Source organism: Novosphingobium meiothermophilum, from assembly GCF_003171715.1.
Taxonomy (GTDB): domain Bacteria; phylum Pseudomonadota; class Alphaproteobacteria; order Sphingomonadales; family Sphingomonadaceae; genus Novosphingobium; species Novosphingobium meiothermophilum.
Genome location: NZ_QGHL01000007.1, coordinates 549,680 through 568,396 on the forward strand (window position 1 = coordinate 549,680; position 18,717 = coordinate 568,396).

The 18,717-nt window shown below is 64.6% G+C and carries 8 protein-coding genes; 2 read left to right on the top strand and 6 right to left on the bottom strand.

Annotation, left to right across the window (positions count from 1 at the left end; translation table 11 throughout):
- Positions 1-87 precede the first annotated feature (87 nt).
- The 5 genes from DKM43_RS06725 to DKM43_RS06745 form a co-directional block, all read right to left on the bottom strand.
- The gene (locus DKM43_RS06725; protein WP_236632425.1) at positions 88-3,192 is read right to left on the bottom strand and encodes a CHAT domain-containing protein; all 3,105 of its coding nucleotides are present in this window, start codon (positions 3,190-3,192) and stop codon (positions 88-90) included.
- The gene (locus tag DKM43_RS06730; protein ID WP_145960480.1) at positions 3,189-11,036 is read right to left on the bottom strand and encodes a hypothetical protein; all 7,848 of its coding nucleotides are present in this window, start codon (positions 11,034-11,036) and stop codon (positions 3,189-3,191) included. Before DKM43_RS06730 ends, DKM43_RS06725 begins: the two co-directional genes overlap by 4 nt.
- Positions 11,036-12,799, bottom strand: a complete 1,764-nt coding sequence (locus tag DKM43_RS06735; protein ID WP_236632426.1) for a ShlB/FhaC/HecB family hemolysin secretion/activation protein — start codon at positions 12,797-12,799, stop codon at positions 11,036-11,038. Before DKM43_RS06735 ends, DKM43_RS06730 begins: the two co-directional genes overlap by 1 nt.
- A 215-nt stretch (positions 12,800-13,014) precedes the next feature.
- The gene (secA, locus tag DKM43_RS06740) at positions 13,015-15,777 is read right to left on the bottom strand and encodes a preprotein translocase subunit SecA (RefSeq protein WP_109798053.1); all 2,763 of its coding nucleotides are present in this window, start codon (positions 15,775-15,777) and stop codon (positions 13,015-13,017) included.
- Positions 15,778-15,884: 107 nt separating this feature from the next.
- Positions 15,885-16,148 carry a hypothetical protein gene (locus tag DKM43_RS06745; RefSeq protein ID WP_109797663.1) on the bottom strand — a complete coding sequence of 88 codons (264 nt, stop codon included), beginning with the start codon at positions 16,146-16,148 and terminating at the stop codon, positions 15,885-15,887.
- A 110-nt stretch (positions 16,149-16,258) separates the two neighbouring features.
- On the opposite strand from DKM43_RS06745, the gene argJ reads away from it, so the two are divergent.
- Together argJ and DKM43_RS06755 are read left to right on the top strand one after the other, a co-directional pair.
- Positions 16,259-17,485, top strand: a complete 1,227-nt coding sequence (gene argJ / locus DKM43_RS06750) for a bifunctional glutamate N-acetyltransferase/amino-acid acetyltransferase ArgJ (protein WP_109797664.1) — start codon at positions 16,259-16,261, stop codon at positions 17,483-17,485.
- Positions 17,482-18,288 (top strand): inositol monophosphatase family protein, encoded by an 807-nt coding sequence (locus DKM43_RS06755; protein WP_109797665.1) that lies wholly within the window; start codon positions 17,482-17,484, stop codon positions 18,286-18,288. The genes argJ and DKM43_RS06755 overlap by 4 nt, the downstream gene beginning before the upstream one ends.
- A gap of 69 nt (positions 18,289-18,357) precedes the next feature.
- On the opposite strand, the gene trxA is transcribed toward DKM43_RS06755, so the two are convergent.
- Positions 18,358-18,678, bottom strand: coding sequence for a thioredoxin (trxA, locus tag DKM43_RS06760; RefSeq protein WP_109797666.1), 321 nt, complete (start codon positions 18,676-18,678; stop codon positions 18,358-18,360).
- Between the last annotated feature and the right edge of the window lie 39 nt (positions 18,679-18,717).

Below are 18,717 nucleotides of genomic sequence, written 5' to 3' on the forward strand. Positions count from 1 at the left end.
GTCAGTAAGGCAGAACGGCAGGCCGCAAGCGCCATTCAGCCCGCAAGTCAGCCGTCTGGCTCGCCTGCGGGCTGATACGTAAAGGGCTTAAAATCCGGCGGTTCTGCCCGGCACCAGTGGCTTGGCTCCGTCACCCACGATGACGAATGCTGCCCAGTAGAAGGGATGCGACGTGTTGGGATCATCCATCAGCCTTTCCTGCGCGCGCTCAAGCCCAGCGGCAAGAGGTTCGCCGGGGCCGGCTTCGATCACCCCGCTGATAAGACGCTTGGTCGCGTCGAAATCGTCGGGCACGGGCCAATGGCTGGCTACCACCGACCGTGCCCCCGCGCCCACGAATGCGCGCACGAGACCGTCAAGCGCATAGTTGCCGCCGGTCGTCACCCCGGCCTCGCGGCTTGCTGCAACAGATGCAACCCCGGCAGTATCGCAGGCCGAAAGAATCACGAGATCGGCATCCAGCCTCAGATCGAAGATCTCGCGGAAGCTCAGCAGTCCGTCCGATCCGCCATCGCCGAAACTTGTCACCAGAGCCGGACGGGCCGGACAATCGGCACGCGGCGCTGTCACCAGCCCGTGCGTTGCAAAATGCACGATCCGGTATTGGTCAAGATCGGCTTTGGCCAGCAAGGCGTTGTCGTTGAAGGCCGCGTCGGTCATGACCACGCTGTCGCTCTTGCCCAGCCGTTGCTGTGCATGAAACAGTTCGGCCGCCGAAATCGGGTTCCGCCATGTGGCCAGAGGCCAGTCGCATTCGTCAGCCACCGCGGCTCTGATCGGCCGGGCGGAGGGCTTCGCGTTCTGGCCCAGACCCAGATAGCTGTGCGCCGCGCGTGAAGGGGCCAGCTTGCGGATATCGAGGAACCCGCGCGGGCTGACCGCAATGGAAACCTCACGCCCTCGCGCAAGCCACGCAATGCCGGTAAAATCGAAGGGATCGCCGTCGGGGCTTTCCATTCGCTTGTCATATGCGGCAATGCCCCGGTCATCGGTCACGAGCACACCGGGCGGCAACTGGAGCATTGCGCCATCCGGTTCAAAGACGAGGTGCCGCGTCTTGCCAAGCAGATCCTCGACCCCGCCGAATACAGTCCGGAACAGGCTGCGCGAGGTGTGGAGATCGAAAGGATAGTTCACCTGCCGCCCGTTTTCGACCTTGACGATCGTCTCGCGCAGTTCCCTTACCGTTTCGGCCAAAGCCGAAGGACTTGCAGCGATAGCGACAATCCGCGCATCATCGGGCGTGATGAACAGGCCGTAACTCGCCCCGCCCACCATCATCAGCTTGTAATAGCCTTCTCCGGGAAGGAGGGCCGCCTGCAACTCGGCAATGTCAACGGCCCTGGGTGCCAGCACGCTGTAGCGCGGATAAGCGGAAAGCTTGCTGACCAGCGCGGTCTGCTCCTGCTTCAGATAGGCAAGGTTATCCTGTGCAGTCTTGAGCGCAGGCGCCTTCTGGGCGTCGGTCTCGGCGGCAAGGGCAAGCTGCTGCACAGCAACTTCGGCGCGCGCAATATCGCGGCTTCGTGCAAGCGAGAGACGGAACAGCGCCGCCGCCTCGTCGTTTCCTTCGGACATCTGGCGGGCCAGAACTGCCTGCGTCTGCGCCACGCCGGGCCGTTGCAGCACCTGCGCCGCGGCAAACATGGCGGAAGCGCTCCGCATACCGCCTTGCCGGGAAAGCAGATCGAAGTAGGGATTGAGCAGTTCGCGCAAGGTAACGCCTGCGTCCGGCACACCAAAGCTGTCGTTCACAACCTTGCCGAAGAGGGCAACCGCGCCGCTTTCATCGCCATTTCGGCCCATCCATGCGGCCTTGCGCGCCTGCGTTGCCAGAAGGACCGGCGATTGCGGAAACGATTCTTCCAGCAGGGCAATCGCGCGATCGAAGGCTGCGCCGGCATCGCCCTTGCGGCCCTGTATTTCGGAAACGAGGGCTATTTCGATCGCGATTTCCGAGCGCAGCCAAGCGGTCGAGGCAACACGGCCATCGCGCACGGCGTCAAGCCGCCTTGTCGCCCGATCAAACCCGGCCATCGCATCGTCGAAGCGGCGCTGCATCCGCGCCGCGGTTGCCGCAAGCGCTTCGGCCTGCGCATCGAGAATCTCGCCCCGCTCAATGTCGGTAAGGCCGGGATCGACCGCGCCAAGCCGCTTCAGCCCACTGCTTTCGCGGTTGATCTGCTCGGCCAGCGGCAGGTTGATGACGCCCGCGGCAAGGCTCGTTCGGTCGAAGGCATCACCGATGGCGCTGACCGGTTTGTTCAGCTCCTCGATGGCACGGTCAGGGCGCTGCTGGTTCAGTTCGTTGATCGCGCGGTAATTGCGCAGCAAGCGCTGGTTGAGACCATCACCGCGCGCGATGCCTGCGGCAGCCTGATGGAAAAGCCGGTCCGCAGCAGTGAAATTGCCAAGGTTTGACTGCTGCAACCCCTGATTGGCCAATGCCTCGACAAGACCCGTCCCGCCGGTGGGCCGGTCCTTGGCGGCGAGTGCCTCGAAGAACTCGGATGCTTCGGCAAACCTTCCGCCATTATTGCGCAGATATCCCTCATCGCGCACGCCCAGCCGGTCCAGTTGCCCCGCCTGCACGCGCGCGAAGGCGGCAGGATCGCTCACCTCGGTGCTGGCCACGCGGATTTCACCCGGAACCGGCTCGTCCCGGATCACGCTGGCCAACGCCAGCCTCAGGGCCGGGTCATAGCCTGCCAGCCCTTCAACCAGATACGTGACGCCGCCCTTGCGCATGGCATAGCGCCGGTATTCGATCGCTCCGGTCTCATCCCGGCAGCGGGCGGCAGCGACCCTGCCGATGGCCGGGATCGTGGCGGCCCCCGTGTCACCGCAAACCAGCACCACGCCTGCAAACCCGCTAGGCTCGGCTTGCAGCGCCACATCGCGCTTGACCGCAATCAATGTGCCCACCGCACTTGCCGCATCGCGGCAGGACAAGCGGTAACCCCGGTCGAATATCCCGCCGAGGCGCTGGTCGAGCGGTGCATTCTGCGCGGTGCAGATCACGCCCGCGCTTCCCACCCGAAACGAATTACGCACCGACAGCGGCTGCTTCTGTCCGTCTGCCGCCTGCACCTGTCCGCCAAGGCCGACGCTGGCCAGAACGACCGCAACCCCAGCCAGCAACCAGCCCATGAGGCTACGCTGCGCGCGTGATGTTCCAGGCTCAACGCTCACCGGCCATCTCCTTCATTGCCGCGGCCACCCGATGCGGAACCGATGAGCGCTGGATTGCCGCTGCCTGCCACTGGCTGCTCGATCGGCGCCTGCGCATCCAGCGGGCCGCTGTTCACCAGTGGCATTGGCGGGGCAATCGGCGCAGAGGCTGCCGCATCGCCTTCCGCCACCTGAACCAGCGCCTGCTCGTCCTCTTCATCAAGCAACCCGTCGGGATCGCCCGTCATGGGCGGGGTATCGCCCAGCGTGCCCAGATTGTTGATCTGGAACTGTCCACTGATCGCCCCGATGACATCAGGCCCATCCCCTTCCACGCGGCAGACCGGCACCGAGAACAGGCAGCCGTTGATCTGGCTGTCAGCGGCAAGCTGGGAAAGGTCTGCCGCAGTGTCCAGAATGAGATCGTGCGCGGCAAGCCCTTCAACGATTCCCGTCGGTGTCTGGAAAGCACCATTGATAATGACCGAAAGCGAACCCGGCGTCGCATTTGCCGGCAGCGTCACATCGGAAAATGCGATGTCGGCAAAGAAGCCAGCAGGGTTGAGCGCGGTTCCGGTGTTCTGGATATAGAGCGTTCCGGTGGGATAGAGATCAAGTCCAAGCGCCCGCAATACACCTTCCGGCCGCTGCACTGCCGCCGGCGCATTCAGATCGGCGATGCGCCCGGCATAGAGCGGATCGGCGGCCAATCGGGTGAGGATGTCGGGCGCGGCGACGTGGATGTTGGCCGCGTTGATCTCGACGATTCCGCCAAGCGTGGTTCCGGTCGAGGCCAGCGAAATCAACCCGCTTGCGGCATCCAGCTCGAAGCGGCCCGTGGAGAACTCCAGAATGTTGCCCGCACCAAAGCCCGTGCCGTTGATGGCACCCGTCACACGGATGCTTCCGCCCGCGGTCTGCGTGGCGGCATTGCCGGTAGCAAGAATCAGGGTGCCGCTTGCTCCCGCCAGATTGCTGGTTCCTGCGGCGCCGCCCGCGGTCACATCAAGACGGCCTACCTGCATGTCGATGGCATTCGCCGCGTTGTCCGGTGCGGCAATCGTCAGCCGTCCGGCCGATATCAGTCCGAACTCGCCATTCGAAAGGGCATAGCCTGAACCGCTGAGGCCATCGCCCAGCAGAACCGGGCCGGTCGCGCTCGATATGAGTTCGACAGAGCCGCCATCCGCGGTGCGGATTCCCGACGGTCCCTGTGCGCTGGCACCATTGTCGGTTATGGCGATATCGGCAGAGACGATGCGCAGCGCAGGCGCCGTCCAGCGCCGCGCAACGGTTGCCGTTGCTGCCGTCGCAACGTCGATCCGTTCGAATGCGGTCAGCAGTCCGCCCGACATGGCTCCGACAGAGGCCGTCGCGATCCGCCGGGCTGCGGCAGAATCGGTAATCGTGATCGTCCCTGCGGTGGCAACCGGCGTTGCCGCCAGAAGGGTGCCATAATTCACCGATCCGGGCATGATGCCTGCTCCCAGCATCGAGGCGTTGCCAACCAGCAAGCGTCCGGTAGCATTGACCAGCGCCCCGCTTGACGCGTTGAACACCGCACCCGCCGTCACGCCCGCAACGCGAACGTTGCCGCCCGAGAGCAAGGCCACCTCCTGCGCCGCAATCGTGCCGAGATCCAGCGCGCCGCTGCCGCTGGCCAGGACGTTCAGGCCGGCACTCGCCCCGGCAAGGGTGATCCCTCCTGCGCGGGAGAAAAGTTCGATGTTGCCGTTCGCGCTCGACAGGGCACCAAAGGTGCCGTTCCCGCCGCTGACAACGCCAATGCCTTGCGCGGCATCGAATGCCTCAAGCGTTGCGGTTGTCCCCGCATAGACGCGCAGCAAGGACGCACTCGATGGCTGGGCCACGGCCACGGCGCCGGATGTGGCGACCGGCGCTGCGGCGAATATCTGGTCCTTGTCGAAACCGTTGTTCGGCAGCGCAGGATTGGGCGGCGGCACCATCGACCGGTTCGCCATGAGCACGCGCCCGGTTGCACCCATCCGGGATGCAGTAATGCTGTTTCCTGCCAGCAACAGGGTATCTGCGCCGGTAATCTGGCCAGTCAGAAGGTTCTGCTGTGCCAGCACGGCAACATCTGACGACGCCGCAAGATCGCCCGTTTGCGCGCTTGACCCGGCGGATAAGAAGATTGTGCCGGCCGCCGGTAACGAGGTTGGCGATTGTCCCGCCGTCACACGCCCAAGGGTTATGTTGCCGTCGCTGCTCACCGAGACCGAAGATACCGCATCGAGATTGCGCGCGACGACTGGCCCTGCTGCGGAAATGTCGATCAGATCCCCCGCGGTCACATCATCAAGCGTGGCACGGCCACCCGCCCTGACGAGGATCCTGCCGGGGCTGCTCAGGCTGCCGAACTGGATAAGTCCGTTTGCAACAAGCTCAAGATTGCCGCCCGACTGAAGGTTGGCATGTCCTGCCAGATCACCGCCCGAAAGGAGGGTCAGGCTGTCGGTCCCGCGCAAGGTGCCAAGCGTTGCCGGGGCCGGATCGGCAAGAACCCAGTTGCCTGCCGTTATCTCAACATTGCGAGCGGTAAGCGCCGACTGGTCGAGCGTGAGCGACAGACTGTTCGGCGAGGAAACCGACAGGTTGCCGGAAAGCGTTGCCGTCCCGTTGGTCATTGCGATCGTATCGACGCTCGCACCGGGCGCTACCGATCCGGCCTCGGCCACCATGGTAAGGTTGGTTCCGTTGAAGGTGCTGTTGCTCACAAGCAGGGCCAGTGCACCCTGGGCAATGCCCGTGACACCGCTGACGGCACCCGTCCCGGCGTTTGCGCTGGCACGGAAGAGGAGATCATTGGCATCAAGCCGCCCCGTCTGGGCAGGCTGATTGAAGCGATTGGTCACAACCAGCTTCGCCCCCGAAATCTGGCTGAGCGCGGGAAGGGTGCTGACCGTAGCATCTCCGCCATTGCCAATTGCCGATCCCGCGCCGCCGTTGCCTCCTTGCGCATCAGCGGCAAATGTCGAAGCAGCAGCAATCGTCACCGGCGCACCTCGCACGAGCAGCAATGAACCGCCGCCGAAGGCTGCGCCGCCATTGCCGCCCAGGCCGCTCGCCGCGTTGCCCGCGCCGCCGTTGCCGCCCGTAGCCGATGCCAGCGCCTCGATCTGGCCATAGCTGGCTGAACCCGTGTTGAGGGTGCCGGTGTCAACGCCACTGGCTAGCCCCATCTGGATAGTGCCGCCTCTGCCAATCCCGCCGGTTCCGCCATTGCCATCAAGCGCATCGCCGCCATTGCCACCTGTTGCCAGCGCGTTCGCCGCCACCGTGCCAACGGTCATCCTGCCATTGCCAGCGGTGCCGAAGATCTCGACGCTGCCGCCAAGAGCATTGCCGCCAGATCCGCCCGGATCGGTGGGATCGCCCTGGTTGGGCTGTGCGCCCCCGCTGCCCCCGGTTGCCCCTGCATCGGCAATCAGCGCACCGATCTGCACCAGGGCTGCACCATTCACGCTGCTGATGGCGTATATCTGAATCTCGCCGCCTCTTCCTTCGCCACCGGGGCCGCCCGCGCCGGCAGCGCCGCCGAACCCTGCCGCCGATGCCTCAAGGCTGGTCAGATCAAGCGTCCCCTGCCGCGCCGACGAGCCGACGAAGCCACCTGCGCCTGTGCCTCCGGAATTGCCAGCACCGCCAGTGCCTTGCGCCATCAGTTGCGCGGACCCGCTTACGGTAAGAATGCCATTGTTGCCGTCCACGGTGGGCGTGCCGACCGTGAGCAGGGCTGTGCCACCCGTGCCAGCCCCACCTGCACTGCCCAGACTGTCGACATCGGCGCTTCCGCCGGTTCCGTTCGCGCGGATGAGCGCGTTGCCGCCCAGTGCAATCGTTCCTCCTCCACTGAATAGGCGCGCAGTGCCGCCGGTTCCCGCGCCGCCCTGCACGGCCGATGCACCGCCTTCGCCATCGGCAAGGATCGTTGTCGCCCCGTCAATGCCGATCTGTGACCCTGAAGCGGCAATGATCTGAGCATTGCCGCCCTGCCCGGCTCCCCCGGCAAAGCCGACAGGATCGATGCCGCCAAGGCCGGTTGCGTCAAGAACAAGCGTTCCCGCGTCAAGGCTTATACCGTTGCCAAGCTGCGCGGTGATGCTCCCACCGCGCCCTGCTCCACCGTCGGCACCTGCACTGTTGCCGCCCTGCCCGCGCGCCGAAAGCGTGATCGACTGCGCATCAATGGTATTGCCCGCAGTCTGCCCTGCCGATCCCAGCAAGATCGTGCCGCCCAGTGCCGAACCACCGGCCGCCGCACAGGTTTCCTCGCACAAGCCGGCCGATCCGCCAAGGCCATTCGCTTCCAACCGCAGCGCCGTCTCGACTGCCATGGTGCTGGAGCCGGCATCCAGTTGCAGATCGATCGTGCCGCCCGATGCACTGCCGCCACTGCCCGGCACACCGAAGGACTGTCCGGGGCCGCCATCGCCACCAGCCCCGCCTATGGCACCGGCATCAGCCAGCACGGAACCGAACCGGTGCCCGCCTGCCGCCGTGCCGTTACCCCGCACTGCGCCGAAAATGATCTGGCCGCCCTGCGCACCGCCGCCGTTGCCGCCGCTCTCGCCTGCGACGGGTCCAGTGTCGCCCAACCCGCCTGCACCGCCAAAGCCCTTGGCCGAAACTTCAAGCCCATCGGTGCGAATGCTGCCACCATCGGGTGCGGTGTTCAGCCGGACGAGGCCGCCCAGCCCTGTGCCGCCATTGCCTGCGGCGGCACTGCCAAAACCGTTGCTTGCGCCATTGCCGCCAAATCCGTTCGCGCTCAGCAGCATGCCGGCGGCATCGATCACGCTTTCCGCGCGTGCATCCCCGCTCGCGGTAAGGAAGATGCTGCCTCCAGCACCAATGCCCCCATCACCCTGACCGAATCCGCCGCCGCTGCCCGCACCCTCCGCAAGAACCCGCATTTCTCCGGGTGTCGTGATCGTGGCGGCGTCCGCCCTGATCGAAACCACACCACCTTGAGCATTGCCCGGCGCAAGCCCCGTGCCTGCCACGCCGCTGGCGTCAAAGGTGACGCCCGCCAAAGCGCCCAGCACCACGCTGCTGAGGTCCGCGCTCAGACTGACAGTGCCGCCCTTGCCCTGTCCGGCAGTTCCTGTGGGAATGCTGAAGCCCGTTTCACCGCCCACACCAACCGCAGCAAACGTGGTAATACCCGATGCCAGAAGGTTCGCGCCCGCTATGTCGACAAGAGTGCGGCCTCCTTCGCCGGTGCCGCCTGAAGCAAAACCCCGTCCGCCAAAGCCGTTTGCCAGCACTTCGAGCGAGGCCGATGCGGTCATCTCGCCGCCGGCAAGGGCAACGCGCGCTTCACCGCCAAGGCCAAGCCCACCGGCCCCACCCGGCCCGCCAAGGCCCGCGCCCCCGGTGCCGTTCGCCTGCACGGTGAGCGCGTTTGCGAAGGCGATGCTGCCGCCGATCCCGGTGGCAACCCTCGCAAGACCGCCCCTCCCCGCGCCGCCGTTGCCACCCTCGAACTGGTCCCCGCCAGTGCCGTTGGCGCTCAATAGGCTGCCTGACTGAACCGTTATCGTGCCGCCTTGGGCCAAAACCTCGGTGCTGCCGCCTCTTGCGTTTCCAGCGGTCAACCCGCCAAAGGCTATGCCGCCGCGCGCGTCGGCCGCCAGTTCGAGGTTCTGGAACACGTCCAGTTCGCCGCCATTGCGGGTTTCAACCGTCACGCGCCCGCCAACGGCTTCGCCGACCCCGCCATAGCCGAAGGTCGTGAAGGCATCGGCATTGGCCCGAAGGCTTCCGCGCATGTCGAACCTTGTGGTGTCCTGCACGCTGATCAGAACCTGCCCGCCTTCGGCCGCACCGCCAATGCCGCCCGGCTCATCGCCAACGCCAGCGGTGGCATTGGCGAATATGTTGATCGCCTCGAACATGCGAATGCCGCCGCCATCGGCGCCCGTGCTGGATATATTGACCTGTCCGCCGGTCGCATTGCCGCCAAGGGTTTCGCTTGTCCCGCCAACCGCGGAAACATCGACGACCACCGGGCCAAGCCGCAGGTTGGCGCCGCTGGTTGCGAGCATGTTTGCCGCGCCCCCGCGGCCCTCGCCACCCGGTCCTGTGCGTCCGCCCGCTCCGTCGCCACGGCTTTTCAGGCGCATCGTGTTGTCGATCGTGATGGTCGAGGCACTGTTCGCCTCGATCCGGGTCTGCCCGCCAATGCCGCTGCCGCCATCAGTCAGGCAGGAAACGCAACCCGTTCCTGCCGCGCCATAGCCTGATGTATCCGTTTCCAGCGAACCGCCGATCGAGATGAGCGATGCCTGAGGGCCGCCCGCCGTCACGCGGGCAATGCCGCCGAAGCCGGAACCGCCGCCCGCATCGCCAACCTGCGAACCGCCACCTTCGCCGAAAGCCTGAAGGATGGCATCGCCCCCGATCGTGATGCTGCTGCCGTTGAATGCCTCGATGCGGGCAAGTCCGCCGATCCCGTCTCCGCCTGAGGTATCGGGCTGGAGCGTGAAGCCGCCGACCGCGCTTGCACTCAGAAGCGCGCTTCCCGCAATGGTTATGGTGCCGCCATCCAGCGCCAGCAGATCCGCTCCTACTGCCACGGCGGGGTTCGCGGCATTTGTTCCGAAGACGTCGCCCCGCAATTGGAGGTTGCCGGCCACATTTACGAAACCGGTGCCTTGTGCGAAGAGAATCGAGCTGCCACCGGTTGATCGCAGAAACACATCCGAAGCGAAGATCAGCCCATCAGGGGTTTGCGCACCGAACTGAATCCCGCCCGTGGCCTGCGCCTCAAGCGCGGAGGAGATGAAGCTGTCGCTGCCGATAATATTGGCGGAACCTGTGCCACCGCCTGGAGACGCGCCGAACTGCACGTTCCCGCCAATCACGTCACGCCCAGCCGAAAGGACGATGGCATTGCCATCGACATCAGCCGCCCCGGCAATGTCGAAGCCAAGCGAACTGCCCGCGCCGATGGCCATGGTCAGCGCATCGTTCTTGGGCACAGCGACCATATAGATGCGGTGGACATTGATGCCCGATGCCGCCGGCCCCGTGATCGTTCCCGTATTGAGAATGGCAAGGCCCGACGAACTGCTGCCCGATGTAACCTCTATGTCGAACAGGCCGCTGGGCGAGAAGGTCATGGTTGCTGCATCGGCCGCCACCAGTGCCGCCGAACCGTTAACCTCGATCCGTCCATTGTTCTCGATGTTCGGCGCAACCAGCGCCAGATAGGAGCCATCCTGCGACGCAGTGATCTGCGCCCCGTTCGTCACGGAAATGCGCGATCCCGGCACCGTGGCGGGCTGGAACACATACGATCCGTTCGTGTCGAAATTGCCCGCCGCATCGAAGCCGAGGTCGGAAGTCGTCAAGACGAGATTGCCAACATTGAAGATTGCCGACGAGCCGATGAGAATGCCGCCGGGGCTGTAGAAGAACACCGTCCCGCCCGGCCGCGGTCCGGCCACGGCACTTTGAATCTGGGAAATCACCTCGCCGTTGAACTGGATCGGCCGGTTCGAACCGGTCGGGATGATGCGGTTGAGCACGGCAAAGTCGGCAGGGCCGCTCACCCCGTTGCTGAAGGTCGCGGTCGTCCCCGAAGTCTGGAAGATGATCGGCCCGCCTGTCGGCGCGCTGTCGGTCGGTGTCCAGTTGATGACCGCGCTTGGGCCGGAAACCGTGATCGCTGTCGTCGTCGGGCCCGTATCAATCGTAACCGACCCGAAGGTCGCCGTCGGCGTTGCCTGAAAGGACTGCGCCCGGATCGCCGGACCAGCGGCTACCAGCGCCGTCGCCAGCGCAAGGCCCGATGCCGAAAGAAGCTGCGAACGGGTGAGAGGAAGAAGGGCGCGCATCAGAAGCTCCTCCACGGCACCAGCCGTGTCGTCAGCGAAACCAGAAAACGGGGATCGGGCTTGCGCCCCTGAAGCCCGGCACTCTCCAGCGGCACGGCAAGCGTGGCGTCCAGCCGCAGGCCGCTGGCCAGTTCACCCCGGACTCCGCCGCCTGCCGATGTCAGCCGCTGCGAACCGGCAAGCCCCTTGTTCCAGACCCATGCCGCATCTGCAAAGACAAAGGGCTGGACCCGCAGCCGCCCGCGCGATGCCAGCGCAAGGCGCGGCCCGCGCAGTTCAACCGTGCCGCCCACGGCGCTGTCGCCGATCAGTTCACCCGGATCGTATCCGCGCCCGACCGTGAAGTTGCCGGCGGAAAACTCCTCGAAAGCGAACAGGGGCCTGAACGCATACTGTCCGCGCGGTGCCAGCAGGAAAGAAACATCACCGAGCGAACGTTCATATTCGCCCTGCCAGCGCAGCACCGTGGCGCGCGCCGAGCCGTCAAAACGGCTTGTCGGAACAATCGCCGCGCAGCCTGCCCCCACGCATCCTTGCGTGGCGTCGAGCACGGAAAGGCCCTGCCGCAACTCCAGCGATGACGCGAGGCGCCATTGCGGACGGGCATGGCGCGTGTCGATAGCGTCAAGATCAAGCCGGCCCCACGCCACGCGGATGCGATCACGCGTGAGCGGTCCGATCAGGTCAACCTCCTGATTGACCAGATCGAAACCGCCACTGAGCCAGAGATTGCGCGCGAGCGAGCGTTCAAGCGGATAGCGCGCATAGATCCCGGCATAGAGCGTGCGCGCATCAAGCGTCACATTCGCAGGCAGACCGGCAATGCTCGGCCTTGTCCAGGCATAGGTAAGCTGTCCGCCCACCACCAGCCCGTGCGAACCGGGCCGAAACTCGTGCGAACCCTGAAGGATATGCTGTTCGCTGAAATCGGACGTCGCGTAATAGGAGATTGCGGTTGCATCGCCCATCCCGGTCAGCCCGAAGAACTGCGCGCGCGCCTGCCCGCCAAACCGCCCCGTTGCCTGTGCGGCAAGGTTCTGCACCGTGAGGTCGAGCGCAAACGGATCGCGCACCACGCTGACTTCGGCTACCAGTTCGCCGGCGGCCGTTCCCGTTGGCTTGAGCGTAAGCTGGACATTGTATCCGGGAAGATCGCGGGCCAGCAGCAGATAGCGCTCGGCGCGCTGCTGGTTGAACACCTCTTCGCGGGTCAATGCGGAAAGATACTGTTCCAGCTTGCGTTCGACGCCGCGCGTTTCGCCGCGCGCCCGCACGGCGGCAATGCGCGCATAGATCACCTCCATGCGCACCTTGCCGTCCTCGATCTTCTGGGTAGGCACCTGCACCGCAGCCAGATAGCCCCGGTTGCGCAGGATGGTGCCTGCCGCATCGCGGATTTCGCAAAGGACCGAAATCGGCTGCGGCGTTCCGGCGAGCGAAGTCCACGCATCGGCCAGCGCGGCGGGCGCGAGTTCCTTGAGGCCGTTGAACATGACCTCGCGCAACGTCACCTTGATGTCGGCATACTGCGGATCATCGAGCGGACAGGGCGACCGCTCGATCCCGCCCTTGATCGAAAGACGCGCCGCAGGCGGGGGCGCCTGTGTGGTCACGCCGCGAAGATCATCGCGCGATGGCGGGCTGATGGCCTGCCCCGTCAGGCCCTGCGCCGATGCAGCCGATGCCGCAGCAAGCAAGGCCACGCCGGCAGCGCCAACCCCGCGCCGCAGCAGACGCATAGTGCCCGGAAACTCCAAACCCATTATCACTCGCCCCCAATCGGCAATTTCGTGAGGCGGCCCGTTCCCGTTTTCTTTTATGGCAGGACACTAGTCCTGTCGCATCATTGCTGCAATCCGCGCCAGCAACGATCCGGAAAAATGCTGGTTAATTTCAGACAGGCTTTTGCACGCAATGGGACCAACCGGCGGGCAGGCGCCCGCCGCCCCACGCCGGCTCTCGCAAGGTTATTGAGCGATCAGGCCACCACGCCGTGACAATGCTTGTATTTCCGGCCCGAACCGCATGGGCAGGGCGCATTGCGGCTGATGCCCTGCCCCGCATAGGGATCGCCGCCTGCCAGCGCCGCCGCAGCCGCATCCCCGGCAACCAGCGTGCCCCCGGCCGAGGGCGGCAGCGTTCCGAACAGACCGGCTGAGGGGAGCGGTCCTTCGGCCGGAACCGCATCATTCTCTCCGGTGAAGGGATCGATATGGCTGGTGAGAAAGTCCGGCAGTTCGGGAAGCTGGAAATCGTCCATAGGACGCAGCCTGATCTCGCTCGTCATCAGGATGCGCGTCACGTCTTCGCGGATCGCCTCCAGCATTCGTTCGAACAGGCCGAAGGCTTCCTGCTTGTATTCATTGATCGGGGTCTTCTGCGCATAGGCGCGCAGGAACACCACCTGACGCAGCGCATCCAGCGTGGCGAGGTGCTCCTTCCAGTGATGGTCGAGCCGCTCCAGCAGGATCGACTTTTCCAGACTGCGCCAGGCATTGGCATCGACTTCGACCACTTTGGCATCCATCTTCGCATCAGCCATGGTCTGGATGCGTTCCTCGATCAGTTCCGGCTCGATCGCCTCTTCCTGCATCCATTCATCGAGGGGCACTTCCATGCCGAGCACTTCGGCTACGCGCGCCTTCAGACCCTCGATGTTCCACTGTTCCGGATAGGAACCCGGCGGGCAGGCATCGGCAACAATCGCGTTCACGGTATCGTGGCGCATGTCGGTCACAACGTCGCCCACCGCCTCGGCGTCCATGATGTCCGCACGCTGCTCGTAGATGACCTTGCGCTGGTCGTTCATCACGTCGTCGTATTCGACGACCTGCTTGCGAATGTCGTAGTTGCGCGCCTCGACCTTCTTCTGCGCTGTCTCGATCGCCTTCGAGAGCCACTTGGAACCGATCGCCTCGCCATCGGCAAGGTTGTTGTTCATCATCTTGGCGAACAGAGTATCCGGCCCGAAGATGCGCAGCAGATCGTCCTCAAGGCAGAGATAGAACTTGCTCATGCCGGGATCGCCCTGACGCCCGGAACGCCCGCGCAACTGGTTGTCGATCCGGCGGCTTTCATGGCGTTCGGTGCCGATCACGCACAGCCCGCCCGCGGCAAGAACCTGCTGCTTCTCTGCGGCCACCTCGGCCTTGATCCGTGCGATTCCCGCCTCGCGCTCAGGCCCATCGGGAAGATCGCGCAATTCGTCCTCGATGCGGAACTCGACATTGCCGCCAAGCTGGATGTCGGTGCCGCGGCCTGCCATGTTGGTGGCGATCGTCACCGCGCCGAGCCGCCCGGCCTGCGCCACGATGTGGGCTTCCATCTCGTGGAAGCGAGCATTCAGCACATTGTGCTTAACCCCTTCCTTGCGCAGAAACTCGGAAAGCAGCTCCGATTTCTCGATCGAAACCGTGCCGACCAGCACGGGCTGCCCCTTCTCGTGCCTTTCGCGGATCAGACGGGCAATCGCCGCAAACTTGTCCAGCGTGTTCTTGTAGAACTCGTCTTCCTCGTCCACCCGCTGAACGGGCACGTTGGTCGGGATCGAGACGACATTCATCTTGTAGATGTCGAAGAACTCGGCCGCTTCGGTGGCAGCCGTCCCGGTCATGCCAGCCAGCTTGGGATACATGCGGAAGTAGTTCTGGAAAGTGATCGAGGCCATGGTCTGGTTTTCCGGCTCGATCCGCACGCCTTCCTTGGCCTCTACCGCCTGATGCAGGCCGTTCGACCAGCGCCGCCCGTCCATCATCCGCCCGGTGAACTCGTCGATGATGATGACCTTGTCGTCCTTGACGATATAGTCGGTGTCACGCTTGAACATGACATTGGCCTTGAGCGCCTGATCCAGATGGTGGACCACCATCGTGTTCTCGACATCGTAGAGGTTCGAGCCGACCAGCAATCCGGCCTCTTCCAGCGCGCGCTCTACCCATTCCACGCCGTCTTCGGTCAGGGTGATGTTCTTGGTCTTCTCGTCCGCCTCGTAAAGATCAGGGCTTATCTGCTTCACGATGGCATCCACCGAAACGTAAAGCTCGCTCTTGTCGTCGGTCGGCCCGGAGATGATGAGCGGGGTGCGCGCCTCGTCGATCAGGATCGAGTCCACTTCGTCGACGATGGCGAAATTGAACGGGCGATGCACCATGTGTTCGCGCGAATGCTTCATGTTGTCGCGCAGATAATCGAAGCCGAGTTCGTTGTTCGTTGCGTAGGTAATGTCCGAGTTATAGGCTTCGCGCCGCTGCTCCTCGCCAAGGTTGGGCACGATCACGCCCACCGTCAGCCCCAGGAACTTGTAAAGCACGCCCATGGTCTCGGCGTCGCGGCGGGCAAGGTAGTCGTTCACGGTGACCACATGCACACCCTTGCCCTCAAGTGCGTTGAGATAGACCGCCAGCGTCGCCACCAGTGTCTTGCCCTCGCCCGTGCGCATTTCGGCGATCTCGCCGCGATGCAGCACGATGCCGCCGATCATCTGCACATCGAAGTGGCGCATCCCCAGCGTGCGCACCGAAGCCTCGCGCACGGTGGCAAAGGCTTCGGGCAGAATGTCGTCGAGCGTCGCGCCTTCGGCCAGCATCTGGCGGAATCTGGGCGTCTGCGCAGCCAGTTCCTCGTCGGAAAGTGCCTGCATCCGGGGTTCGAATGCGGCGATCTGGCGCACGATCTTGTCGAGCGACTTTACGTAGCGGTCGTTGGAGGAACCGAAGATAGCTTTTGCGATGGAGCCGAACATGGGCGAAATCATCCTGTGGAATCAATGCGGGGTAGAGAGCCGCGCAGATGCGGCGCGGCCATGCGGCAGGCACGGCTGCCACCGGAAAGGGGAACCTGTGCGCAGCCCTATTCGCGGGCGCGGTCACTCAGCTCGACGGTGCGGACCGGGGTGAGAGCCGGCAGCGGAAGCCAGATCGTTCGGCGGACCTTGCGGCAAGGCTGCGCAAGGGTGCCGGTGCGCGCGGCACAGCGCTGCTGGCGTTGCTCGACCGTTTGCGCGGCCTGAGCCGCAGCGCCGCTTTCTGCCACTTCCGCGCGCGAGAAGGCCACCGCCACATCGGGCAGCGATAGTCCGGTCAGCACGGCCAGAAGAGCAAGCAGAAGGCGCATCGGCAAGCGAGATAGGCATTATGCGCCGGTTCGTCCATCACGAAAACAATCGGCCTGCCGGTTCAGCAGGCAGTTGAAGCCGCTTCGCCCGCGCGCTAGGCGCATGAGCCATGTCAGACGCCGTCTCCCCGCTCGCCACGCCCTTTCCTCCTCTGGCGCCGATTGCCGGTGTCACGCCGCGCATTGCGCGCGCGGGATACAAGGACTGGGGCCGCTGCGACCTGACTTATGTCGAATTGGCCGAAGGCACTGCCGTTGCCGGGGTCTTCACCCGCAACCTGTGCTGCTCTTCCGAGGTCGAACTTGGCCGCACCAACATCGCGCAGGGCCGCGCCCGCGCTCTGGTGGTCAACGCGGGCAATTCCAATGCCTTCACCGGGTATCGTGGACGCGAGGCGGTGGAGCAGATCATGGACCAGGTGGCAACGCACCTTGCCTGCCCGCGCGACGAGGTTTTCGTGTCCTCAACAGGTGTGATCGGCGTGCCGCTGCCCAAGGACAAGGCGCAGGCCGGTGTCGAAGCCGCGCTGCACGCCCCGCCCTGCTCCTGGGAAGATGCCGCGCGCACCATCGGCACCACCGATACTTTCGCCAAGGGCGCATCGGCCAGCGCGATGATCGGCGAGGTGCGCGTGACTTTCAGCGCCATCATCAAGGGCAGCGGCATGATCGCGCCCGATATGGCAACGATGCTTGGCTACATCTTCACCGATGCGGCCGTCAGCCCGGCTTTCCTTCAGGAATGCCTCTCGGCAGCCAACCGGCGCACGTTCTCGTGCATCACGGTCGACAGCGACACCTCGACGAGCGACACGGTTCTGGCCTTCGCGACCGGCAAGGCCGGGAATGCGCTGCTGTCGGGCTTTGATTCGCCTGGAGCCGATGCCTTCGCCGCAGCGCTGGAGGACGTGTGCCGCCAGCTTGCGCACCTTGTCGTGCGCGATGGCGAGGGCGCGCAGAAGTTCATAGCCATCACCGTTTCAGGCGCCGTCTCGGATGAAAGCGCGCGCAAGGTCGGCCTCGCCATCGCCAATTCGCCGCTCGTGAAGACCGCGATTGCAGGCGAAGACGCCAACTGGGGCCGCGTCGTCATGGCCGTGGGCAAGGCGGGCGAGCCTGCCGACCGCGACCGGCTGTCCATTGGCTTCGGCGGAATCTGGACCGCGCGCGATGGTCAGCCCGTTCCCGATTATGACGAGGCGCCCGTTGCCCGCCATCTCAAGGGGCAGGACATCTCGATCGAGGTCGATCTGGGGCTGGGCAGTGGCAAGGCGACGGTCTGGACCTGCGATCTGACGCATGGCTACATCTCGATCAACGCGGATTACCGGTCATGAGCGCAGCGCTCGATGCGGCCGTTTGCGCCCTGATGCGCGAAACGGCGGAAAGAACGCTGCTCAAGCATTATCAGCGCCTTGGCTCAGGCGCGGTAACGAACAAGGCCGCCGATGATGTCGTGACCATTGCAGACACCGAAAGCGAGACCATGCTTGCCGAAGGTCTTGCGCGGATCATTCCCGAAGCGGCAATCGTCGGCGAGGAAGCGGCCCATGCCGATCCCGCCATCCTTTCGCGCCTGTCCGACAGTCTGTGCTGGATCATCGACCCGCTTGACGGGACGAACAATTTTGCCGTTGGCAAGCCGCCTTTCGGCATCCTGATTGCGCTTGCCGAAGGCGGCGAGACCGTCGCGGGGTGGATCTATGATCCGCTGTCTGGTCGCCTGTGCACCGCACATCGCGGGCACGGGGCATGGATCAATGGCGAACGGCTCTCAGCCCGCACCAGCGGCGCGGAAAGGCCCATTGCGGCGATCTCGCTCGTTTTCGTCGACAAGGCAAAGCGTGCCGCGCTGATGCAACACATCGCCCCGCATTACACTCTGGTGGACATTCCCCGCTGCGCCGCAGAGCAGTATCCCCGCATCGGGCTTGGCACGAACGACGTATCGCTGTTCGAGAAAACCCTTGCATGGGACCATGCAGCGGGCGTGCTGTTTCTCAACGAGGCGGGCGGCAGGGCGGCGCGGCCCGATGGCTCGCCCTACCGGGTTGACCGCCATCTCGAACCGGGCCTGATCGGCGCGGCCAGCCCCGCCCTGTTCGATGACATGGCCGAAAGGCTGGCGAAGCTGGGCTAGGATGAAGCCGGCCTGGAACATGGCATTTGCGCCCCCGCAAGGCCGGGGCACGGCAGGCAAGACGACCGGTCAAAGAACGCTTTCAAGCCATCCCTTGAGCTGGCTCTTGGGGGCAGCCCCCAGCTTCTGCGCCACGGGCTGGCCATCCTTGAACAGGATCAGGAGCGGAATGGACTGCACGCCAAACTGGCTTGCAGTGTCGGTGTTTTCCATGATGTCGACCTTGGCGATCTCCACCTTGTCGGCCAGTTCTTCTGATATCTCCTCAAGCGCCGGTGCGATCATCTTGCACGGCCCGCACCAGTCGGCCCAGAAGTCCACGAGGACGGGCTTGCTGCTGCCCAGAACTTCGCTGGCAAAGCTGGCATCGGTAACGGCCTTGGTCGGCATCTTGGGTAAACTCCTGTCTGTTTGAACGCCAATCTAGGC

Excerpts from the sequence above, each read along its gene's own strand:
- DKM43_RS06735 (WP_236632426.1), bottom strand. The coding sequence starts at position 12,799 with ATGGGTTTGGAGTTTCCGGGCACTATGCGTCTGCTGCGGCGCGGGGTT.
- DKM43_RS06745 (WP_109797663.1), bottom strand. The coding sequence starts at position 16,148 with ATGCGCCTTCTGCTTGCTCTTCTGGCCGTGCTGACCGGACTATCGCTG.
- trxA (WP_109797666.1), bottom strand. The coding sequence starts at position 18,678 with ATGCCGACCAAGGCCGTTACCGATGCCAGCTTTGCCAGCGAAGTTCTG.
- secA (WP_109798053.1), bottom strand. The coding sequence starts at position 15,777 with ATGTTCGGCTCCATCGCAAAAGCTATCTTCGGTTCCTCCAACGACCGC.
- DKM43_RS06755 (WP_109797665.1), top strand. The coding sequence starts at position 17,482 with ATGAGCGCAGCGCTCGATGCGGCCGTTTGCGCCCTGATGCGCGAAACG.
- argJ (WP_109797664.1), top strand. The coding sequence starts at position 16,259 with ATGTCAGACGCCGTCTCCCCGCTCGCCACGCCCTTTCCTCCTCTGGCG.
- DKM43_RS06730 (WP_145960480.1), bottom strand. The coding sequence starts at position 11,036 with ATGCGCGCCCTTCTTCCTCTCACCCGTTCGCAGCTTCTTTCGGCATCG.